General features: G+C 64.1%; 20 protein-coding genes and 1 pseudogene. 13 read left to right on the top strand and 8 right to left on the bottom strand.

What is annotated here, in order from left to right; translation table 11 throughout:
- Positions 1–11 precede the first annotated feature (11 nt).
- Both MRBLMC3_RS22950 and MRBLMC3_RS22945 read right to left on the bottom strand, forming a co-directional pair.
- Positions 12–1,403 carry a porin gene (locus MRBLMC3_RS22950; protein WP_363832691.1) on the bottom strand — a complete coding sequence of 464 codons (1,392 nt, stop codon included), beginning with the start codon at positions 1,401–1,403 and terminating at the stop codon, positions 12–14.
- Positions 1,404–1,529: 126 nt separating this feature from the next.
- Positions 1,530–2,501 carry a PQQ-dependent catabolism-associated beta-propeller protein gene (locus MRBLMC3_RS22945; protein WP_363832688.1) on the bottom strand — a complete coding sequence of 324 codons (972 nt, stop codon included), beginning with the start codon at positions 2,499–2,501 and terminating at the stop codon, positions 1,530–1,532.
- Between the two features lie 165 nt (positions 2,502–2,666).
- On the opposite strand from MRBLMC3_RS22945, the gene pedF reads away from it, so the two are divergent.
- From pedF to MRBLMC3_RS22910, 7 genes are all read left to right on the top strand, one after another.
- A complete protein-coding gene (gene pedF, locus MRBLMC3_RS22940; protein WP_363736652.1) occupies positions 2,667–3,092 on the top strand; it encodes a cytochrome c-550 PedF in 426 nt (141 codons plus the stop codon).
- A 4-nt stretch (positions 3,093–3,096) separates the two neighbouring features.
- The gene (locus MRBLMC3_RS22935) at positions 3,097–3,960 is read left to right on the top strand and encodes a substrate-binding periplasmic protein (RefSeq protein WP_363832686.1); all 864 of its coding nucleotides are present in this window, start codon (positions 3,097–3,099) and stop codon (positions 3,958–3,960) included.
- A gap of 140 nt (positions 3,961–4,100) precedes the next feature.
- Positions 4,101–5,843, top strand: a complete 1,743-nt coding sequence (locus tag MRBLMC3_RS22930) for a methanol/ethanol family PQQ-dependent dehydrogenase (protein WP_363832684.1) — start codon at positions 4,101–4,103, stop codon at positions 5,841–5,843.
- Between the two features lie 12 nt (positions 5,844–5,855).
- On the top strand, positions 5,856–6,632 hold the full coding sequence (locus MRBLMC3_RS22925) for a response regulator transcription factor (RefSeq protein WP_363736657.1): 777 nt from the start codon (positions 5,856–5,858) through the stop codon (positions 6,630–6,632).
- A 163-nt stretch (positions 6,633–6,795) separates the two neighbouring features.
- Positions 6,796–7,260 carry an aminoacyl-tRNA deacylase gene (locus MRBLMC3_RS22920; RefSeq protein WP_363736659.1) on the top strand — a complete coding sequence of 155 codons (465 nt, stop codon included), beginning with the start codon at positions 6,796–6,798 and terminating at the stop codon, positions 7,258–7,260.
- 180 nt (positions 7,261–7,440) lie between these two features.
- Entirely contained in the window at positions 7,441–9,663 is a 2,223-nt protein-coding gene (katG, locus tag MRBLMC3_RS22915; protein ID WP_363832681.1) for a catalase/peroxidase HPI, read from the top strand.
- 129 nt (positions 9,664–9,792) lie between these two features.
- Positions 9,793–9,948 (top strand): hypothetical protein, encoded by a 156-nt coding sequence (locus MRBLMC3_RS22910; RefSeq protein WP_363736666.1) that lies wholly within the window; start codon positions 9,793–9,795, stop codon positions 9,946–9,948.
- Positions 9,949–9,979: 31 nt separating this feature from the next.
- On the opposite strand, the gene MRBLMC3_RS22905 is transcribed toward MRBLMC3_RS22910, so the two are convergent.
- From MRBLMC3_RS22905 to adh, 4 genes are all read right to left on the bottom strand, one after another.
- Positions 9,980–12,202 carry a hybrid sensor histidine kinase/response regulator gene (locus MRBLMC3_RS22905; protein ID WP_363736668.1) on the bottom strand — a complete coding sequence of 741 codons (2,223 nt, stop codon included), beginning with the start codon at positions 12,200–12,202 and terminating at the stop codon, positions 9,980–9,982.
- Positions 12,199–13,341, bottom strand: coding sequence for an FIST N-terminal domain-containing protein (locus MRBLMC3_RS22900; protein ID WP_363832679.1), 1,143 nt, complete (start codon positions 13,339–13,341; stop codon positions 12,199–12,201). Before MRBLMC3_RS22900 ends, MRBLMC3_RS22905 begins: the two co-directional genes overlap by 4 nt.
- A 45-nt stretch (positions 13,342–13,386) precedes the next feature.
- Positions 13,387–13,788: a DUF779 domain-containing protein gene (locus MRBLMC3_RS22895; RefSeq protein WP_414714682.1), complete on the bottom strand. Its 402-nt coding sequence runs from the start codon at positions 13,786–13,788 to the stop codon at positions 13,387–13,389.
- A gap of 130 nt (positions 13,789–13,918) precedes the next feature.
- Complete coding sequence (adh, locus tag MRBLMC3_RS22890) at positions 13,919–15,439, bottom strand: aldehyde dehydrogenase (RefSeq protein WP_363736674.1); 1,521 nt, start codon at positions 15,437–15,439, stop codon at positions 13,919–13,921.
- 139 nt (positions 15,440–15,578) lie between these two features.
- Here adh and MRBLMC3_RS22885 point away from each other — a divergent pair, with 139 nt between their 5' ends.
- The 3 genes and pseudogenes from MRBLMC3_RS22885 to MRBLMC3_RS22875 all read left to right on the top strand — a co-directional run bounded on the left by MRBLMC3_RS22885 (position 15,579) and on the right by MRBLMC3_RS22875 (position 18,451).
- A complete protein-coding gene (locus MRBLMC3_RS22885) occupies positions 15,579–15,782 on the top strand; it encodes a type II toxin-antitoxin system ParD family antitoxin (protein WP_363736676.1) in 204 nt (67 codons plus the stop codon).
- A gap of 449 nt (positions 15,783–16,231) precedes the next feature.
- A pseudogene (locus MRBLMC3_RS22880) lies at positions 16,232–17,435 on the top strand (TonB-dependent receptor).
- The gene (locus MRBLMC3_RS22875) at positions 17,387–18,451 is read left to right on the top strand and encodes an oxidoreductase (RefSeq protein WP_363832674.1); all 1,065 of its coding nucleotides are present in this window, start codon (positions 17,387–17,389) and stop codon (positions 18,449–18,451) included. Before MRBLMC3_RS22880 ends, MRBLMC3_RS22875 begins: the two are co-directional and overlap by 49 nt.
- A gap of 641 nt (positions 18,452–19,092) precedes the next feature.
- Here the strand turns inward: MRBLMC3_RS22875 and MRBLMC3_RS22870 are convergent.
- Positions 19,093–19,485, bottom strand: coding sequence for an ArsR/SmtB family transcription factor (locus MRBLMC3_RS22870; protein WP_363736679.1), 393 nt, complete (start codon positions 19,483–19,485; stop codon positions 19,093–19,095).
- Positions 19,482–20,105 carry a peroxiredoxin gene (locus MRBLMC3_RS22865; protein WP_363736680.1) on the bottom strand — a complete coding sequence of 208 codons (624 nt, stop codon included), beginning with the start codon at positions 20,103–20,105 and terminating at the stop codon, positions 19,482–19,484. The genes MRBLMC3_RS22870 and MRBLMC3_RS22865 overlap by 4 nt, the downstream gene beginning before the upstream one ends.
- 87 nt (positions 20,106–20,192) lie before the next feature.
- Here MRBLMC3_RS22865 and MRBLMC3_RS22860 point away from each other — a divergent pair, with 87 nt between their 5' ends.
- From MRBLMC3_RS22860 to MRBLMC3_RS22850, 3 genes are read left to right on the top strand one after another with little or no spacing between them, the layout of a single operon-like run.
- Positions 20,193–21,110 carry an MBL fold metallo-hydrolase gene (locus MRBLMC3_RS22860; protein ID WP_363832672.1) on the top strand — a complete coding sequence of 306 codons (918 nt, stop codon included), beginning with the start codon at positions 20,193–20,195 and terminating at the stop codon, positions 21,108–21,110.
- Complete coding sequence (locus MRBLMC3_RS22855; RefSeq protein ID WP_363832669.1) at positions 21,107–21,550, top strand: YeeE/YedE family protein; 444 nt, start codon at positions 21,107–21,109, stop codon at positions 21,548–21,550. The genes MRBLMC3_RS22860 and MRBLMC3_RS22855 overlap by 4 nt, the downstream gene beginning before the upstream one ends.
- The gene (locus MRBLMC3_RS22850) at positions 21,547–21,954 is read left to right on the top strand and encodes a DUF6691 family protein (RefSeq protein WP_363736683.1); all 408 of its coding nucleotides are present in this window, start codon (positions 21,547–21,549) and stop codon (positions 21,952–21,954) included. Before MRBLMC3_RS22855 ends, MRBLMC3_RS22850 begins: the two co-directional genes overlap by 4 nt.
- Positions 21,955–21,968: the final 14 nt, after the last annotated feature.

Raw genomic sequence — 21,968 nt, 5'->3', positions numbered from 1 at the left:
TTCGGTCGGGATCAGAAGAACAGGATCGCCCCGGCCGCGACGGCGTCGGAACTGGCCCGGTTGCCGTTATGCGCTTCCGACTTGGTGTGGACATATTCGCTGAGCAGCGTCACCCAGCTCGTAAGGCCGTAGCGGAGCTGCCCGACCCAGCTCGAATTCTTGTCCACCAGCGTCGGATTGGCCAGCGCGTCGGCGGCGTTGGCATAGTCGAGACTGCTCTCGCCATAGCTGCCCCCGACCGAGACTTTCCCGAACGTCGCCAGCCCTTGCAGGTAGAAGCCATGGCTGTCGCGCTTGTTGCCCAGGCCATCGGTGTCGAACAGGTTGAGCGCCGTCGTGCCAAGGCCCGAGGCATCATAATAGGTGCCGACCAGCGTCAGCGGACCCACCGTCACCTTCGCGCCCGCGTCCCAGCCCCAGCTGGTATAGTCCGGACCCGCGATCACATTATGCTTCTGCCGGATGCCGGCCGCCCACAGGCGCGTGCCCACGCCGCCGAACTTGCCGTCATAGACCAGCTTGCCCTGGAAGCCCGGCTCCTTGTTGGCCTCGTCCGGCCCGGTCAGCGACGACAAGGGCTCGAAAATGCCGAGGCTGGCGGTAAAGCCGCTGAAGCTGGGCGTGGTATAGGTGATCTGCGGCTGGAAATCGGTGTAGATATAGCCGACGCCGATCCGCCCCAGCGTGGTGTTGGACGGCGCGACATTGCCCGCCGGCGTTCCCGAAGACAGCAGGGTGATGTCGTTCAGTATCTGCTCGGAGGCGAACAGGCCGATGTCGCGGCCGATCTTCACCTCGCCAAAGCCCGGCCGGCCGAAGGTCAGGTAGGTCTGGCGGAAATCGATGCCCGCCGTCTGCAGCCCACGCGGATTGCCGGGGCTGTTCGCGCCGCCGCCCGCCGCATAGTTCACCGAATTAATGCCCGGATACATGCCGAAATGCGCGCCCACATCCCAGCCGCCCTGCCGGGTCATGACCTCGACCTTCAGGAAGCCTGGCAGCAGGCCGTTGCGGATCGCCGAACTCTTGCCGCCTACCGTCGCCACGCCGCCGACCACGCTGTTGGTCGCGCTGGGCGCCTCGCCATTGTCATGGACGTAGAAGCCGTTGACCGAGCCGGAGAATTTGAGCGTGACGTCGCCCATTTCGAAGCCGACGCCGCTGTCGGTCATGCGCACGGTCCGGCCGCCGCCCGACGCGTCGGGCGTCACCGGCGGGGCGGCAGGCGCCGAAGCCGCCTCGGCGCTCTCATTCTTCAGCAGCTCCTGATATTCCTCGTCGGAGAGGATTCCCTTCTCATGCAGCCGCTTCAGCAGATCGGCGGTGGTCCCGGCCAATGCCGGCGTGGCAGTCGCGCAAAGCAGCCCCATGGCCGCGCTCGCGAGGAGCAGCGTCCTTTTCATAACATCCTCCCTCTTTGTGCCGGTCAATGCCCCCGGCTGAAGAGAGAGTGAGGCGGACGCCCCGGCAGGAAAATTGGACTTAGGGCTTCCTCCCTTGGGATGAGGGGGCAACCTATCTGCGGATGATCAGGGGACCGCCACGATTCCCCAGGGCGCGGCGCCCACGGGGATCGTTCCCGTGACCTCTCCCCTGGCCAGATCGATCACGCTCACATTGTCCGAAAGGCCATTGGCCGCATAGGCCCGCGCGCCGTCGCCGCTCACCGCGACATGCCATACCCGCTTGCCCACCGGCACATAGGCGCGCACCTTGCGGCTCGCCACGTCGACCAGCGCGACATGGTCCGCCCGGCCCAGCGCCACCACCGCCGTCCTGCCGTCCGGCGTGAAGCGGATCCCGCAGGGCAATATGCGATGCTCCGCCACGCCCGGAATGGCGAAATGCAGCGTCTCGACCACCTTGCGGGAGGCCGTATCGATGATCTGCACCGTCCCGCCCACCTCCGCCGCGACCCAGAGCTGGGCGCCGTCGCGGGTGAATTCGACATGGCGCGGGCGCAGGTCGACGGGCGTCGCCTCGACCATTTCCCGCTTCGCCACGTCGACCCAGTTGACGACATTCTCTTCCTCCGACGTCACCACGACCCACCGGCTGTCGGGACTTTGCGCCACGCCTTCGGGCTCCCCGCCGACATCCACCTGGAAAGCGACGGTCCTGGTCCCAAGGTCGATCGCGGTCAGCGCCGCATTGTCCTCATTGGCGACGAACAGCGTCCCGCCATCGCGCGACAGGAAGAATTGCTCCGGATCCTCCCCTGACGGCAACTCCGCCACGACCTTGCCCGTGGCCCGCTCGATCACCTGCACGGCATGGTCGGTCGATGCGCACAGATAGATATATTTCCCGTCCTTCGACACGGTGATCCCGCGCGGCCGGCCGCCGACCGCCCATGTCGCGACCACCTTCGCGCTGGCCGCGTCGATCACCGTGACGCTGTTGCCGCGCTCGTTGGAGACATAGAGCGTCTCCGCCCACGCGCTCACTGGCTGCGCGCTCGCCGGAGCCAGTACCAACCCCGCCAGAATGATGCGCTTCATCCGCCCTGATCCTCTCCGCCGCCCGATGGATATTCCGTGTTCCTGTATGGCACCCGCGAGTTTTAAGGCGCGCGCGCCTCCACCGGGATAGTACCAACGGCCAATAGGGCGGCAAAGCACGCTGCCCTACACTTGCCCCAATCAATTCGGGTGAGGATTTCGAGCATGAATCTGGGACGCATTTCGCTGCTGGGCGCCGTCGCCATATTGGGCGCGACCACGGCAACCGGCCTGATGGCGCACGGCAATGTGACGCCGCAGGCGGTCGACACCTCCGCCTTGCCGGACATTGGCGAGGAATGGCTTCAGAAAAACCCCTATAGCGGCAATGCCAAGGCCATAGAGATCGGCCAGTCCGCCTATGGCCAGAATTGCGCCCGCTGCCACGGGCTCGACGCCGAAAGCGGCGGCATCGCGCCGGACCTGCGCTATCTGGAACAGGGCGAATCGGGCGACCAGTGGTTCGTCGAACGCTTCCGCCACGGCTCCAGCCATGACGGAAAGGTCTATATGCCGCCCTTCGGGGACGTGCTGGGCCAGAAGGCCGGCTGGGCGATCCGCGCCTGGCTCGAAACCAAGTTCCAGGGCTGAGGCCATGTTCAGCCGGCGTGGCCTGATCGGCTCAGCGGGCGCGGCGATGGCGCTGGGGCTAGGGATGAGGCCCGGCATGGCGCATGCGGCACCGCTGGGCAAGGTCAAGGACCTGGGCGTGCTGCGGGTGGTCGTCTACAGGGACAATCGCCCCTGGTCCTGGGAGGAAGGCGGGAAGCTCGTCGGCCTCGACGTCGATCTGGCGCATGCGATCGCCGGGAAACTGGGCGTGCGCGCCGACCTCGCCCAGCTCGTCGCGGACGAAAGCGTGGACGACGATCTGCGCCATGGCGTGTGGAAGGGCGGACTGCTCGGCTTCGCGCCGGGCGACCTGATGCTGCACATCCCCTTCGACCGGACCTTCGCCGCCCGCAACGACCAGGTGGCGATCATCGCGCCCTATTATCGCGAGAGCTTCCGTCTTGCCGGCATGCCGGACGCCATTGATCTGGAAGCGCCGCCCACCGGATGGCGCGGGCACAGGCTGGCGGCCGAACTCGACTCCATTCCCGACTTCTACCTGATCGGTTCCTTCGGCGGCCTGTTGGCGAAGGATGTCGCGCATTATCCCAGCGGCGCCGAAGCGGTCGCGGCCGTCGCGGCGGGCAAGGCGGACGCCGTCCTCGCCAGCCGCGCACAGATCGAGGAAGGGCTGCACCGCGGCGCGAAGGGCCTTGCCTTGCGCAAGGGGCCCCTGCCCGCCTTCACCTCGCCCGGATGGGACATCGGCATGGCGGTCAGGGAAAACAGCCGCACCCTGGGCGACGCGGTGGAGGAGATCGTCGTCGCCATGGCCGCCAGCGGCGAGATGAAGGCACTGTTCGCCCCCTATGGCGTGGAATGGACACCCGCGCTGGCGGCGGGTTGAGATCGGGCACCTGCCCCTCCCCGTTCCAGAGAGTCGGGGGGAAGGGGCCGACCCAAGGTCCAATTGCTGCGCACAACAGGTGCAATAATCTGCAGCGGTCGGGGGCGCCGAGCACGCCCTTTCAACAGAGGGAGGAAAGAATGAAAGGACGTTTGACGCGAGCCCTGTCCGGCGCCGCGATCCTGAGCCTGGCGGTTGCCGCCGCGCCATTGCTGGCCGAAGGTCCAACCGATGCGGACCTCATGAACGACGCGGCGACGCCGGGCGACGTTCTGACCTATGGCATGGGTCCGCAGGCGCAGCGCTTCAGCCCGCTGAAGGCGATCAACGCCTCCAATGTCGCAAGGCTGGTACCCGCCTTCGCCTCCTCGCTCGGCGGGGAAAAGCAGCGCGGGCAGGAAGCGCAGCCGATCGTCTATGACGGCACCATCTACGTCACCGGCAGCTATTCGCGCGTGTTCGCCTTCGACGCGCGCACGGGCGAGGAAAAGTGGCAATATGACGCCCGCCTGCCCGAAGCGATCATGCCCTGCTGCGACGTGGTGAACCGCGGCGCGGCGATCTATGGCGACAAGATCATCTTCGCGACGCTGGACGCGCACATGGTCGCGCTCAACCGCCACACCGGAAAGGTCATCTGGAACAAGCAGATCGCGGACTATCAGGCCGGCTATTCGGCCACCGCCGCACCCATGGTGGTGAAGGGCAAGGTGATCTACGGCAATAGCGGCGGCGAATTCGGCATTGTCGGCGCGGTCGAGGCGCGCGACGTCAACACCGGCGAATTGGTCTGGCGCCGCCCGACCATAGAGGGGCATATGGGCACCCTCAATGGCAGGGACAACGGCATCACCGGCAAGACCAACGCCAGCTGGCAGGGCGACCTGTGGAAGACCGGCGGCGGCGCCACTTGGCTGGGCGGCACCTATGATCCGGAAACCAACCTGCTCTTCTTTGGCACCGGCAACCCCGCGCCGTGGAACAGCCATCTGCGCCCCGGCGACAATCTCTACACCAGCTCGACGCTGGCGATCGATCCCGACACCGGCGTCATCAAATGGCATTTCCAGACGACCCCGCATGACGGCTGGGATTTCGACGGCGTCAACGAATTCATCCCCTTCGACGCCACCGTCAACGGCAAGGCGATGAAGCTGGGCGCGAAGGCAGACCGCAACGGCTATTTCTTCGTGCTCGACCGCACCAACGGCAAGTTCGTCAGCGCCAACAAGTTCGTCATGCAGACGACCTGGGCCAATGGCTTCAACAAGAACGGCCGGCCCAACTACAACGACGCCAATCGCCCCGGCGCACCGGGCGAGGCGGCCAAGGGATCGTCGGTCTTCGCCAGCCCCAGCTTCCTGGGCGGAAAGAACTGGATGCCCATGGCCTACAGCCAGGACACCGGCCTCTTCTACATCCCGTCCAACGACTGGGGCATGGACATCTGGAACGAGCCGATCGCCTACAAGAAGGGCGCAGCCTATCTGGGCGCCGGCTTCACCATCAAGCCCATTGCGGAGGATCATATCGGCGCGCTGCGCGCCATGGACCCCAAGACGGGCAAGATCGTCTGGGAATATAAGAACAAGGCGCCCCTCTGGGGCGGCGTGCTCTCGACCGCGGGCAACCTCGTCTTCACCGGCACGCCGGAGGGGTATCTCAAGGCCTTCGACGCCAAGACGGGCCAGGAACTGTGGAAGTTCCAGACCGGATCGGGCGTGGTGGGCAGCCCCGTCACCTGGGAACAGGATGGCGAGCAATATGTGGCGGTGATGTCCGGCTGGGGTGGCGCGGTGCCGCTCTGGGGCGGCGAAGTCGCCAAGAGCTTCAAGGACATCAACCAGGGCGGTTCGCTCTGGGTGTTCAAGCTGCCTAAATAAGGGATAAGCACGATGATCGTCATGGGCCGCGGCAACCACATCCCCTCCATCCGGGCGGTCCCGCCTGGCGCGATGCGGCTTGCCACGGCCCATGACTTGTCCGATTATCCGGGGCAAGGGGTGGGCCAGTATATGGGTGGCGAGGCAATCATGGAGCGGGTACTGATCGTCGACGATCACCCCCTCGTGCGCGACGGGCTGCGCAGCGTGATCGCGATCAGCTTCGACAATTGCGAGATCTTCGAGGCGGCAAGCATGGAAGAGGCCGTCGCCTTGCTGGAAAAGCAGGACAATTTCGACCTCATCCTGCTCGACCTCAACATACCCGATGTCCGCCGCCTGGATGGCCTCAAACTGCTGCGCGATCGTTTTCCGATCCTGCCCGTGGTGATGGTGTCGGGCGCCTTCGACCGCCCGATCGTGCAGGAGGCGCTGGCCGCCGGCGCCGCGGGCTTCATTCCCAAGTCACTGAAGCGCAGCGCCATTGTCGACGCGCTCCATCGCGTGGTCTCGGGCGAGATCTACCTGCCGGAGGCCATGGGCGAGACGATCGCTCCCACCGCGGAGGAGGATGAGATCGCCCGCCGTATCGACAGCCTCACGCCGCAGCAGAAAACGGTGCTGGCGCATCTGGTGCGCGGCCGGCTGAACAAGCAGATCGCACATGATCTCGGCGTGTCGATGACCACCATCAAGGCGCATGTCTCCGCCATTCTCCAGAAGCTGGGCGTGCTCAGCCGCACCCAGGCGGTGATCAAGGCCAATCGGGTGCATTTCCGCGCCGATTGAGGGTTCCAGGGCGGGATCGCTTGTCGTCGGCAAATCTGCTATTCTTCACCTATAGACGGCATTGGCCAGACTCGCCGCCCGCCCTTGTGCCGGCCCCCATTTCCGGCACCGCGCACGACGCCCCGCTGACCATGCCCCCGGGCACAGGCCGATGGAGGATGTCATGGCGATTTCCCAGAGATTGCGCGGCTATATGGACCGCTGCGGCACCAGGTTCGACGAATGGCCGCATGAACCCTCGACAGAGATGGCGCGGGCGGCGCAGGCAGCGCATGTCCCCGGCCGGCAGGTGGCGAAGGCCGTGCTGGTGCAGGCGGGCGACGAATATCTGCTGGCCGTCCTCCCCTCTTCCAAACATGTGAGCTTCAACTTCCTGCAGCAATGGCTGGCCCGCGACGTGTCCCTGGCGGAGGAGCATACGACCGCGGCGCTGTTTCCTGATTGCGACCTCGGCGCGCTGCCCCCGGTCGGCGCGGCCTACGGGCTGAAGACCATCATCGACGACGACATGCTGATGGGTCAGGATGTCTGGTTCGAGGGCGGCGACCATCACACGCTGGTGCACATGAATGCGGAAAACTGGCGGCGGCTGCAAAAGGGCGCCAGCCATTTCGCGTTCAGCATCTAGGCGAGCGGCCATCGGGCGGAGTCGTTCACCCCGCTTGAAGGATCAGGGGCGGGCGCCTCCCCTTTCATGCAATAAATTCCATACAGTCATCGGAAAAATAACATGGCCGTCGCAGTTCCCCCTTTGCCGGCCATGGCCTAAAATCCCCCCCATCCGGAGAAGCTGAAAGGAACCCGTGCAATGGACGCAAAGACGAGCAATGATCCGTTGGCCTGCCCCATGAAGGAGCCGGCGGCGCTTCGATCCCTGCTGGGGCGCACCAATCGCGACTGGTGGCCCAACCAGCTTTCGCTCGACATTCTCCAGCAGAACGGCTTGTCCGGCAATCCGCTGGGCGACGATTTCGATTATGCCGCAGCCTTCAAGACGCTCGATTATGACGCGCTGAAAAGGGATCTGACGGCCCTCATGACCGACAGCCAGCCCTGGTGGCCGGCGGATTACGGCCATTACGGCCCCTTCTTCATCCGCATGGCCTGGCACTCGGCGGGCACTTATCGCACCGGCGACGGCCGCGGCGGCGCCTCCTCCGGCTCGCAGCGCTTCGCCCCGCTCAACAGCTGGCCGGACAATGCCAATCTCGACAAGGCCCGCCGCCTGCTGTGGCCGATCAAGCAGAAATATGGGCAGAAGCTGAGCTGGGCCGACCTCATGATCCTCGCCGGCAATGTCGCCATTGAATCGATGGGCGGCCCGGTCTTCGGCTTCGGCGGCGGCCGCGCCGACGTGTTCGAGCCGGAAAAGGACGTCTATTGGGGCACGGAGGAATTCTGGGTCGGGCAGGAGGGCAATGAGACCCGCATCCAGCCCGAAAAGAACATGGCCCTCGAAAGCCCGCTCGCCGCGATCCAGATGGGCCTCATCTACGTCAATCCCGAAGGACCGGGCGGCAATCCCGACCCGCTGCAATCGGCGCGCGACATCCGCGAAACCTTCCTGCGCATGGGCATGAACGATGAGGAAACCGTCGCGCTCACCGCGGGCGGCCACACCTTCGGCAAGGCGCATGGCGCGGGCGACGCGTCCAAGGTCGGCAAGGAACCCGAGGGCGCCGACATAGCGCAGCAGGGCCTGGGCTGGCAGAGCGGCTATGAAAGCGGCGTGGGCGACCACACCATCACCAGCGGCATCGAGGGCGCGTGGACGCCCACGCCCCGGACCTGGGACCACAGCTTCTTCCACATGCTGCTCGACTATGAATATGAACTGGTGAAGAGCCCGGCGGGCGCCAAGCAGTGGCAGCCGGTCAATCAGAAGCCGGAGGATATGGCGCCGGGCGCGCACAGCCCCGACCGGCGCGTGCCGACGATGATGACGACCGCCGACATGGCGTTCAAGATGGACCCGGAATATCGGAAGATCTCCGAACGCTTCCGCAATGACCCCGCCGCGTTCGAGGATGCCTTCGCCCGCGCCTGGTTCAAGCTGTGCCATCGCGACATGGGGCCCAAGGCGCGCTATCTCGGCCCCGAAGTACCGGCCGAGGACCTGATCTGGCAGGATCCGATCCCGGCGGTCGACCATCCGCTGGTCGACGCTTCGGACATCGCCTCGCTCAAGCAGAAGATATTGGCGTCGGGCCTCAGCGTGGCTGAACTGGTGACGACCGCCTGGGCCTCCGCCTCCACCTATCGCGGGTCGGACCATCGCGGCGGCGCCAATGGCGGGCGCATCCGCCTTGCCCCGCAAAAGGACTGGGATGTGAACCAGCCGGAGCAGCTTGGCCGCGTCCTCTCCGCGCTGGAGAAGATCAAGGCCGAGTTCGACGTCGCGGGGGCGAAGAAGGTCTCGCTCGCGGACCTCATCGTGCTGGCCGGATCGGCGGCGATCGAGAAGGCGGCGAGGGATGGCGGGCGCTCGATCGAGGTGCCCTTCACTCCGGGCCGCACCGACGCGTCGCAGGAACAGACCGACGTGCAGAATTTCGAGGTGATGGAACCGAAGGTCGACGGTTTCCGCAACTATCTGCCCGTGCCGTTCAATGTCCCGGTCGAGGAACTGCTGATCGACCGCGCCCAGTTGCTGACGCTCAGCGCCCCGGAAATGACGGTGCTGGTCGGCGGCCTGCGTGTGCTGGGCGCCAATCATGGCGGTTCGCCGCATGGCGTGTTCACCGACCGTCCCGGCACGCTCAGCAACGACTTCTTCGTCAACCTGCTCGACATGGGCACGGCCTGGAAGGAAGCCGAGGGGCAGAAGGACATCTTCACCGGCACCTGCCGCACGTCCAACGAACAGAAATGGACCGGCACGCGCGTCGACCTGGTGTTCGGATCGAACTCGCAACTGCGCGCCTTGTCGGAGGTCTATGCCTCCGCCGATGCGGGCGACAAGTTCGTGAACGACTTCGTTGCTGCCTGGACCAAGGTGATGAACGCCGACCGCTTCGACCTGGCGGCATGAAGATGGGCGGGCCGCTCCCCGGACGGGGCGGCCTCCCCCTGCTCTCCGATCGTACTAGAACTTTCCGGTAAATTGCCCCTGCCCGGCTTTCGTGCGACACTTCTCACCGCCGTGATCCGGAGATTCGCCGTGCACGATCATCTGAAAGACGCTGCCGACGCGGCCGATCTGACGGACCAGCAACTGCTCGCCATCCGCCGCAGGATCGGCGACACGAAACGGCCCAGCGGCTTCGAACAGGCGGTGCTGGACGAAATGAAGCGCCGAAACCTGCGTCCTTCCTGAATCCGATCGCCGGGCACGCCCTGTTTCAGCCCTATTTCAACATCGTCCGCAAAAGGGCGCGCAACTGCGCCGGCTTCACCGGCTTGCCCAGCAGCGGAATGCCCCAGCCGTCCATCCGCGCCTTCAGCGCCTCACCCCGGTCGGCCGAGATCATCACCGAAGGCACCGCCCGCCCGAAATGGCCGTGCAGCCGCTCGATCACGCCATCCCCGGTCTCGCCGTCGTTCAGATGATAGTCGACCAGGATGACGTCGGGCGCGTCCTCGTCCGCGAAGGCCGCCACCGCCTCCTCAAATCCCGCCGCCGTGGCCACGGCACAGCCCCAGCCGCCCAGCAGCGTGGCCATGCCGGTCTGGATCGCGCGTTCATTGTCGACCACCAGCACCTTCAGCCCGCGCATCGAACGGTCGCTGCGCTGCGCGGCACCGCCCTCCCCTTCCTCCACCACCGCCCCGCCGCGCGGCACGCGGATCGAAAAAGTCGAACCCTGCCCCGGCACGGATTCCAGCGTCACCTCATGGCGCAGCATGTCGCTCGCCCGCCGGACGATGGCCAGGCCCAGCCCCTTGCCACCCGCGCCTCTGCCCCCATGCGTTTCGAGGCGGCGAAACTCCTCGAAGATCAGTTGCTGCTTGTCCGGGGGGATGCCGGGGCCGCTGTCGGCGACGCTCAGCCTTATCCCCTCCCCCTCCGCCACGCAGGTGACGCGCACCGATCCGCGCTGGGTATAGCGCAAGGCGTTGGACAGGAAGTTCTGGAGGATACGGCGCAACAGTCGAATGTCGGACCGTACCCAGATCGGCCCTCCTTCGTCGGCCAGACCCTCGACCGTCAGCGTCAGCCCCGCCGAACGGGCCATCGGCGCGAATTCCGTCCGCAGCGTGTCCAGCAGCCGGTCGATGCGGAAATCGCTGATCTCCGGCTGGATCGCGCCAGCATCCAGGCGGCTGATCTCCAGCAGCGCCTCCAGCAGGTCTTCCACCGAATCGAGCGCGGTCGACGTCTGGTTGACCAGCGCCCGTGTGGGCAGCGCCAGCCGCCGGTCGCCCAGCGCCGCGACGAACAGCCGCGCCGCGTTCAACGGCTGCAACAGGTCGTGGCTGGCCGCGGCAAGGAAGCTGGTCTTGGACAGGTTCGCCTTTTCCGCCGCCGTCTTGGCATCCATCAGCTGCGCCTCGATCTGGCGCCGCTCCGCTACCTCCGCCTCCAGTTCCGACGTGCGTTCCGCCACGCGCCGTTCCAGCGTCTCCGCCGTCTCGCGCAGCGCCGCCTGCGCGCGCAGCATGTCGGTGACCTCGGTGAAGCCGATCACCTGCCCACCCCGTTCCATGGCGTTGCTGCGGATCTCGAAACTGCGTCCCCCGGCATGAACCAGCTCGCTGCGATGGCGCGCGCCGCCCCGGTCGAGGCAGCCCCTGTCATCCATGCCCAGCCGGCCCCGGCACCAATCCAGCAGCGCGGCATGGGTGCCGCCCTCCTGCGCCCACTCCTCCGGCAATTCCAGCAGCCGTTGCAACGCCTCGTTCCACGCCGCCAGTCGCCCCTCCGCGTCGAACAGGCAGACGCCCTCCGACAGATTGTCGAGCGTCGCCTGCAACACGATGTTGCGCTCGGCCAGTTCGCGCGCCCGGTCGCGGGCATCCTCCGTCTTCACCTCGGTGATGTCGGTATAGATGCCGACGATGCCGCCCTCGCTGGTGCGCAGTTCATTGATCTGCACCCAGCGTCCGTCGGACAGCGCCTGGACATGGCCGCCCTCCGCCACGCTGTGGCGCGCCAGCCGGTCGGACACCCAGCGGTCTTGCCCCACCGGGCGATGATGCGCCGCGGCCAGCCGGGCGATCTCGTCGAAACTCATGCCCTCGCGGATGTGCGCCGCAATCTCCGGCCAGAAACCCAGATAGGCTTCGTTATAGAGGACCAGCCGGTCCTCCGCATCGAACAGCACAAAGCCCTCGTTGACGGAATCGATCGCATCGCGCAGCCGCATCCGCGCCGCATCGGCATGACCATGGGCGGCAGCAAGGTCGGCATTGACCTCCGCCAGCTTCGCCAGCGCCTCCTCCAGCTGCGCCGTCCGCTCGCGCACCATGGCTTCCAGCGAGATGGCGGTCTCGAACATCGAAAAGGCATTGCCCGCCATGTCGCTCGACCGTTCGACCCGGTCGATCAGCGCCGCGTTGATCTTGCGCAGCTTGCGGTTCTCTTCCCGCAACGCCTCCAGCTCGGCGGAAGAGAGGGCGACCTCTCTCACCGTCCGATGGCCAGGCCGCTGAATGTCTGGTTGACGTGCAGCGCATGATATTGCTCGCCATAGGTGTTGAAGCCGATCACCCGATGCCGCCCGTAAAGTTCCGACACCGCGCGGCTGATCTGCCGCTGTTCGGCATCGATGCGGTTCAACACGCAATCGAAGGCGATGATCCGGTCCACCGGCCCCACCTGCGCCGCGATGTCCGCAAACAGGGCGTCCATCCGCGCAATCCGGTCCACCGGCTCGCCGACGGTCATCACGATCCCCTCGTCGATCGCGCAATAGAAGGTCAGGCTGCCGTCCGGATTGGCGCTCTGTATCGACCGCACATGATAATCGCCCCCGGCCCGCACCATCAGCGGATGGGCGGCATAAAAGGCGACGCCCAGCGCCTCGCCCCCATGGCCGGCGAGTTTCAGATATTCCTGCGCGGCCGGTTCCGCATTGATCTCGGTCACGATCCGGTCCTGCGGGATGGCGCCGGTGACGACCATCTTCGCCGCGCTCGGCTGGTAATGCTGCGCCTTGAAGACATGGATCGGGCGCGGCGTGGAAAGGATCGCCACCACCGCCGCATGGGCGTGGAAGCGCCCGCCATGGAACACCGCCGTTTCGCGAAAGACCAGCCCGTCGCCCGACGACCCGCCGATCAGCGCGATATCGCCCAGCGCGTCCTGGATCGTCATCGTCAGCAATTCCTCTCGGTGCGACAGGCCGTCGACCAGGAACAGCGCGACATGATTGACCTTCTCGCCCAGATGGCGGCTTTCCCGTTCCGCCCGCGCCGCCAGCCCCCGCACCGCCTGCCGCGCGGCGGCGGGATCGAAATTCTCTATGTCATCGAAGCAGATCGAGCTCATGTGAAAGGCCGAGGCCGGAAAGCCGATGACGCTCAGGCTGTCCTCGTCATACCCATTTTCGGTAAGCTCGCCCGAACTGGTGCAGCCGATCGCCACCACGCCCTCCGCGCTGCGATTGACCGCCCGCGCCAGCGCCTCACGGTCGAAACGGTGCGAACAAAACAGCAGCATCCCGGCCAGCGGCTCCTTTCCCAATTGCCCGGCGACTTCGGCCATGGCCCTGGCCGGATCGCCCGCATGGCTCGACGCAAAGGCGATCTCCGATGCCAGCACCGTCATGTTCCTCTCCCCGCCTGTTCTCCTGTTCTTACTGTCTATGCCTAATCATCCGCCGCGCAAGGGTTCTCCCGCCGCTTCCAGCGCTGCATTCTCCTCATCGCTGAAGACGCGCGACCGCACGATGAAGCGCACCCCCTCCGGACTTTCCAGCGACATGCCCGCGCCCCGGCCCGGCACCACGTCGATGGTCACCTGGGTATGCCGCCAATATTCGAACTGCGCCGCGCCGATCCACACCGGCACCCCCCCGTCCACCTCGCCCGCCACATGGCCCAGCAGCACGTCCTGCCCCCCGACCCTGAACTCGCCCCGCGGAAAGCACATCGGCGCCGACCCGTCGCAACAGCCGCCGGACTGATGGAACATCAACGGCCCGTGGCGCGCCGTCAGCCGCGCGATCAGCGCCTCGGCGCCGGGCGTGGCCAGGATGCGGGGCGGCAGGTTCATCATGTTCTCCCTTCTCCCTCCCACCATCGGCACGGAGACGAAAAGGCGGGCGCCCGGGAGAGGCGCCCGCCGGAACCGAAGGCGTGAAGGGGGAAACAATCCGCCTTCGGCATGCGACCCGCCACGCGCCTCAGAAGAACCCCAGCGCCTTGGTCGAATAGCTGACCAGCAGGTTCTTGGTCTGCTGATAGTGATCCAGCATCATCTTGTGCGTCTCGCGCCCGATGCCCGACTGCTTGTATCCGCCAAAGGCCGCATGCGCCGGATAGGCGTGGTAGCAATTGGTCCACACGCGCCCGGCCTGGATTGCGCGGCCCATGCGATAGGCGGTGTTGCCGTTGCGGCTCCACACCCCCGCGCCCAGGCCGTACAGCGTGTCATTGGCGATGGCGAGCGCCTCCGCCTCGTCCTTGAAGGTCGTGACCGACAGCACCGGACCGAAAATCTCCTCCTGGAAGATGCGCATCCGGTTGTGCCCCTCCAGCACGGTCGGCGTCACATAATAGCCCTGCTCCAGCTCGCCGCCCAGATGCGCCCGCGTACCCCCGGTCAGCACCTTGGCACCCTCATCCTTGCCGATGTCGATATAGGAAAGGATCTTCTCCAGCTGGTCGTTCGACGCCTGCGCCCCGATCATCGTCGCGGGGTCGAGCGGACTGCCCTGCACTATCTTCTGCACGCGGGCGACGGCGCGCTCGATGAACTTCTCGTAGATGCTTTCCTGCACCAGCGCCCGGCTCGGACATGTGCAGACCTCACCCTGGTTGAGCGCGAACATCGCAAAGCCTTCCAGGCATTTGTCGAAATAGTCGTCGTCCGCCTCCATCACGTCGGCAAAGAAGATATTGGGCGACTTGCCGCCCAGCTCCAGCGTCACCGGGATCAGGTTTTCCGAGGCATATTGCATGATCAGCCGCCCGGTGGTGGTTTCCCCGGTGAAGGCGATCTTCGAAATCCGCTTGCTTGTGGCCAGCGGCTTGCCGGCCTCCACGCCAAATCCGTTGACGACGTTCAGCACGCCTTCGGGGATCAGGTCGCCGACCAGGTCCATCAGCACCATGATCGACATCGGCGTCTGCTCGGCAGGCTTCAGCACCACGCAATTACCCGCCGCCAGCGCCGGGGCCAGCTTCCACGCCGCCATCAGGATCGGGAAGTTCCAGGGGATGATCTGCCCCACCACGCCCAGCGGCTCATGGAAATGATAGGCGACCGTGTCATGGTCGATCTCGGCGATCGAACCTTCCTGCGACCGCACGCAGGCCGCGAAATAGCGGAAATGGTCGATGGCGAGCGGAATGTCGGCCGCGGTCGTCTCGCGGATCGGCTTGCCGTTGTCGATCGTCTCGGCCATGGCGAGCAGGTCGAGATTCTCCTCCATCCGCTGCGCGATGCGATTGAGGATGTTAGCCCGCTCGGTCGCCGATCGCTGGCCCCAACCCTCCTTCGCCTTGTGCGCCGCGTCGAGCGCCAGCTCGATATCCTCGGCGGTCGAGCGAGCGATCTTGCACACGCTCTGGCCCGTCACCGGCGAAAGATTGTCGAAATATTCCCCGCGAACCGGCTTCACCCATTGGCCGCCGATGAAATTGTCATAGGTGTCGCGAACCAGCGTCTTCCCCGCGAACCGCGCCATTGCCTGCTGTAACATCCATCCTCTCCCGGACTCGTCTGAAAGTTGGGAACAGGATGAACCTTTTGCGGAAAGGGACAATTAGACCTTGGGTCGGGACTGGTGAATTTAACAAGAATTGGCGGTCCTTGGCATATTCTGGACAAGGAGTCCGCCCATGGCCACCATGAACATTTCCCTTCCCGATCCGATGAAGCAATGGGTCGAGGCGCAGGCCGAAACCGGCCGCTACAGCAATGCGAGCGATTATGTGCGCGACCTGATCCGCCGCGACCAGGTACGCAAGGACAAGATCGCCCGGATGCAGAGCCTCGTGGACGAAGCCCGGTCGTACAAGCCGGCCGGTCGGTTATCCCCGTGACATTTCCATGCGACGCCATATTTCGGCTGTTGCGAAGCTCTCTCAGAGTGAGGCATCACGTTAATTGCCCTACTGCTTGCAGAACCGCAGTGGCCCCGCAAGAATGGGAGTGAGATCCGGCAATTCTGACCTTCAAGGCGGCGGCCCTCAGGGTTCACATTGAACAGAAGGCCGAATGGAAGAACGGGAAGCATCACGACGAGTGGATCCCAGCACAACATCGCTCTGAACCTGCGCGGTGAACTCGGCGGTGCCTTCCTTGCCAGCAACTCGCCGATCTCACTGGCAACAGGTATCGAATATCGCAGCGACAAGGCCAACCAGACATCGGATGCCCTGTCGCAGACGGTCAACAGCTTCACCGGCATCCTTGGCACGCCATCGGCCCAGAACGGCGCCAAGGCGCATTCCGCTTCTTCAATCCGCAGCCGTTCAGCGGCGCGATCAAGGTGGTTGAGGGCTATCTGGAGGTGGGGGTTCCGCTGGTCGAAGGCAAGCCGTTCTTCCATCAGCTCGATCTCAACGGAGCCGTCCGCCGCGCGAGGTACAGCGCAGATGGCCGGGTCTACACCTTCGCCAGAGGTGTCTCCACGTCGGCGCCTTCGTCCAGCTCATTCGATGCGACGACCTGGAAGCTTGGCGCCAACTGGGCGCCGGTCGACGACATCCGTTTCCGCCTGACCCGCTCGCGCGACATTCGGGCGCCTTCGATGATCGACCTCTATAACGGCAGCCAGTTCTCGAGTGCCACCATCACCTTCGGCGGAAACACGATTCCACTGTTCCAGCTGACCCGCGGCAACCCGAACCTGACTCCCGAAAAGGCGGACTCTTACTGCCGGGGTGGTACTGAAGCCCGGCTTCCTTCCCGGCTTCCAGGCATCGGTCGACTACTACAAGATCGACGTGAACAACGCGATTGCCGGGTTGCTGGCCCAGCAGCAGGTCAATCTCTGCGCGGCCGGTGATCAGACCTTCTGCGCCTTGCAGAGCCTGTCAAACGGTGCGCTCACGGTCATCACGCCGCCGTTCAACCTCAATCCGCAGCGGGTCAAAGGCTGGGACATCGAAGCGCAATATCGCACAAATCTGGGATCGGGCCAGTTAGCCCTGCGCGGCTTTGTCAACATCAACAGCGCCGATTACATCCGTCCCGCCGTGGGGTCCGTGATCAACCAGCGCGGCGCTGCGACCAATCCGCGCTGGCGCGGGATCTTCCAGATCAACTACAATTCGGACAGCTTCGGCGTGTTCCTGCAGGAACGGATCATCGGCAAATCGCTGATCGATACCAACCTGGTCGAAGGGATCGGCATTCCCGAGAACGATATCCCGGCTGTGGCCTATACCGACGTGACCCTCACGACGAAGGTCATGGAGCGCTTCGAGGCCTTCCTCACCATCAGTAACCTGTTCGACAAGGATCCGCCGCCCTCGCCGAAGCCAACGACGACCTTCTCAATCCCCTATTCGGGCGCCTATGACACGATTGGCCAGGCGTTCACGTCGGGGTTCGCGTCAAGATGTAGAAACCCTGCCGGGGAGCACCTATGCCCGCAGTCGGGGAACTTCCCTGGCTGCGGGTTTCTTATTCCGGGGATCGAGTGCCGATCATATTGTGGGAGGGCGTGCTTGTGGTTCATCCAGTCGTGAGGGTCGCTCTGGTCGGCTATGGCTATGCCGGCAGGACGTTTCACGCGCCCTTGATTGCGGCCACGCCGGGGATCGAACTCGCCGCGGTGGTCTCCACAAGCCCCGCCAAGGTCCACACGGATCTTCCCGCGGCAAGAGTGTTCGAGGGGCTTGATCAAGCTCTGGCCGATCCTGACATCGATCTGGTCGTGATCGCCACTCCCGACCCGCTCCACGTGCCGCAAGCCCATGCCGCTCTCGATGCCAACAAACATGTCGTGATCGACAAACCTTTTGCTCTCACACTCGAAGACGCGCGGAGCGTTGCCGAACATTCACGGCAGGCCAATCGGCTCCTGTCGGTGTTCCACAATCGTCGCTGGGACAGCGATTTTCTCACTCTGAGATCGCTGATTGCGTCAGGCAGGCTGGGTGAAATCATGCAGTTCGAAAGCCATTTCGACCGTTTTCGTCCCGAACTCCGCGACCGGTGGCGCGAACGACCCGGCGCAGGCATCTTCAACGATCTTGGCCCACATCTGATCGATCAGGCCTTGTTACTATTTGGTATGCCAGCAGCAGTCTACGCCGATCTGGGGATCCAGAAATACGGAGGTCTGGCCGATGACTATTTCCACATCCTGCTGCGTTATCCGCGCCTTCGTGTTGTCTTGCATGCCAGCCAGCTGACACTCGACAACAGCTTGCGCATGGCCGTCCATGGCACATCGGGAAGTTTCATCAAGCGCGGCATGGATCCCCAAGAGCAGCAATTAAAGGCAGGGGGCAACCCATCATGCCCCGAATTTGGCGTGGACCGGGAACCAGGCACGCTTTTTGAAGTGGCGGAATGTGAACAGGGCGGGATGCCCGTCGCATCAATTCCGGGAGACTATCGACAGTTCTATGCAGCAATCAGAGACGCAATCGCGATGGGAGGACCTGGTCCTGTCCCAGTTGAGGAGGCCCTCAATGTCATGCAGGTCATGGCGGCGGCGAAGCAGAGCCATCGTGGCAGACACGAAGTTTCTATCTGAGCAAGATGATGAAGGTGCCAGCGATTGAGCGAAAGCTTAGGCTCGTTATCCAAACTCAAGTGGTATCGTGAATTATGAGGCAGGTTGGGGCATGCTGGCCCGCAACGCAAGAAGATGTCTGAAGTCATGTAATTTCAGAAAATGGTTTGCGCCTTCCCGTTCCTCAAACGACACCGATGTGGCCAAACGGTAGATGTCGGCTCTCGGTACAACGCGACGCTTAGCGACGTGGGCGGGAACGAGGGCTTTGTTCCAAAGCAAACCGGTAGGGCGCTCGGCGCGGACGCGGACCCAACATGCGCCGTTCCGGTCCGGGTGCGAATATGTCAGTTCACAGCAATCGTGCCGCTCCGGCTGGTGCAAGACCGCCCGGCCTAATCGCTGCGCCGATGATCGGCACGATATACGCCGTATCCCTCTGAAGCCTGACGGTGTGTCCGTTTCGATAATCCCTGGCTCCTGCACCGACTGCCGATGTGATTTTTGCGGAGTCAGCAGAGTCAAGAGTCAGGCGCCTGGGCGCTAGAGCGGGTTTCGATCTGATTGAATCGGATCGCCGCCCTGGATTCCTTGTTTTCCGCGATTTCTTAACCAGCAATCGGTTCCGATCGCTTGGAAATCGTTCTAGCGACAGAAAGTTTTCAATCCAAAATTTGAGCGAAACCAGCGACACCGCCCGACAGCGGCTGGCCGCGGGCCGGCTTCGCAGCGCCGCGAACATCGTCTATTTTGCCTATGCCTCCGAAAATCGCTTCCATTGTGCGGACACATAGGGCGACATCCTCGTCAGCAAGCGCATACCACACCAATTTAGCTTCCTTGCGCGTTTGAACGAGGTTGGCGCGGCGCAACTCGCCCAGCTGCTGGCTGAGCGCGGGTTGCGCGATGTCGGTCGCTTCGCCAATCTCCGAGACGTTGCGTTCCCCGCGCAACAGGCACGACAGAATCATAAGGCGCTGCGGTTGAGCAAAGACCTTCAGCTTTTCAGCAGCGATGGTCGCAGTGTCGCGGTCTTCGTAAAATGCCGCTTTCATGGCGCGTCCACAAAACGGCAAAACCAATCCTGACGATCTCCGGAGACGTCGGAGGGTGCTGAGAGCAGCGGCTGTCCATCCCGCCATCCTTCAGGCGCCAGCGTGTCGGCTCCTTCCACCGCCTTCAATGCCTTGAGCAGCCGCAGCATCTCGTCCACCGAACGCCCCACATTGTGGGGATAGCAAGTGATCGCTCTAATGACTCCTTCCGGGTCGATGAAGAATGTCGATCGCATCGCCATGCTGTCGGCCGATTGTTCATCGATCATGCCATAGGCACGCCCGATCGCCATGCTCGGATCCTCTATGATGGGAAATCGGACATCGGCTCCCAGCGTCTCGCGGATCGCCCTGACCCACGCCATGTGCGCGTAAAGGCTGTCGACAGACAGCCCCAATAGCGAGGTTTCGAGCGCATCGAACTCCAACTGGCGCCGGGCGAGCTCGGCAAATTCCGTGCTGCAGACAGGCGTGAAATCCGCGGGATGAGAGAAGAAGATCACCCATCGTCCGCGCAGCTTGGAGAGCTGGATTTCGCCGGTTGTCGAGCGCGCGCGGAAATCGGGCGCGGGTTCTCCGATACGCGGGGGCCTGCCCTCGATCCTTTGACTGGTTTCCATAATGCTTCCTTCGACACTCTAGTTTCTTGACGCAATAGAATTATTCGATTACACAATATATGTAAATGTGAATTTATGAGGTTTTCCGTGATCGACTCCTCACTTGAAGCTGCATCGTTGCAAATCTCGGCCGCGCAGACTGGCGTCCCGCAGATCAAGGCATTCTTCGACGAACCGACGTTCACGGTGACTTACGTCGTTCACGATGCCGAAAGCCGACGCGCCGCGATCATCGACAGCGTGCTGGACTATGATCCGGCTTCGGGTCGGACATCCTTCTGCGCGGCAGACGCAGTTCTCGATTATGTTGGGGAGAAGGGACTGCTGGTCGACTGGCACCTGGAGACCCACGCCCATGCCGATCACTTGTCGGCAGCGCCCTATCTGCAGGAGAAGCTGGGCGGGAAGATCGCCATCGGCGAGCATATCGTCACCGTGCAGGAAGCCTTTGGCAAGCTGTTCAATGCCGGCACGGACTTCGAGCGCGACGGCTCCGATTTCGATCATCTGTGGAAGGATGGCGACCACTTCCGCATTGGCAATCTCGACGTCACCGTGCTCCATGTGCCGGGCCACACGCCGGCTTGCATTGCCTATGTGATCGGTGACGCCGTCTTTGTCGGCGATACCATGTTCATGCCGGACTATGGCACGGCCCGCGCCGATTTTCCCGGCGGGGATGCCCGTACCCTTTACCAGTCCGCCAAACGGCTCCTGTCGTTGCCACCGGAAACCCGGCTGTTCATGTGCCACGACTATCTGCCCGAAGGGCGCACGGACTATGTGTCGGAAACCACGGTCGAGGCGGAGCGCAGTTCCAACGTCCATATTCACGACGGCGTGAGCGAAGACGAATTCGTCGCGATGCGCGAGGCCCGCGACAAGACGCTCGCGATGCCGCGCCTGATCCTGCCCTCGGTCCAGGTCAACATGCGCGCCGGGCACCTGCCGCCGCCTGAGGACAACGGCATCACCTACCTCAAGATCCCGGTCAACGCGCTATGACCTTGCCCGGCTTTCCCGATGCAATGCCCGTTGCCGGATTTCTGGGCGGCCTGATGATCGGCCTTGCCGCCGCCATCATGTTGCTGGGCTTTGGCCGGATCGCGGGGGTCAGCGGCATGCTGGCCCGCGCGACCGCCATCGCCACCGCTGGGGCGCCGCGTGCGCTTGCCATCGCCTTCGTGGTCGGACTGCCACTGGGCGCGATGCTGGTAACACTGGTTTGCGGTGGTGTTGAAACCCGCTTCGGCGCGGGCATCCTGCAACTCATCGGGGCGGGGTTGCTTGTCGGCCTGGGCACCCGGCTCGGGTCGGGCTGCACCAGCGGCCACGGGGTATGCGGCCTTTCGCGGCTGTCGCCGCGGTCGATAGTGGCAACCTTCACTTTCATGGCCAGCGGCTTTGCAACGGTTGGCGTGATGCGCCTGGGAGGCTGGCTATGAGGCAGGTTGCGCTCGCGCTCGCGTCTGGCCTGCTGTTCGGCGCTGGACTTGCCGTTTCCGGCATGGCCGACCCTGCACGTGTGCGTGCCTTTCTTGACCTCTTCGGCGCATGGGATCCCACGCTCGCTTTTGTGATGGCGGGGGCGATGGTTCCGATGGCGATAGCCTGGCTGATCCAGCAACGCATGACGAAGCCCGTCGCGTGCAACGCCTTTGACCTGCCCGGCACCCGCCTGATCGACGGGAAGCTGCTGGCGGGCGCAGCTCTGTTCGGCATCGGCTGGGGCATCGGGGGCCTGTGCCCCGGACCGGCGCTGGCTGACTTGCTGATCGCCCCGTTCGAGGCCGGGATATTCGTGGTCGCCATGCTGGCCGGCATGACCATCCACCGCATCACCACATAATGAGATAACAGCCC

The sequence above is a fragment of the Sphingobium sp. LMC3-1-1.1 genome, assembly GCF_040676285.1.
In the GTDB taxonomy this organism is placed as follows: domain Bacteria; phylum Pseudomonadota; class Alphaproteobacteria; order Sphingomonadales; family Sphingomonadaceae; genus Sphingobium.
Note: the sequence above shows the minus strand (reverse complement) of the source record. Positions and strands in the feature narration are given on the sequence as shown.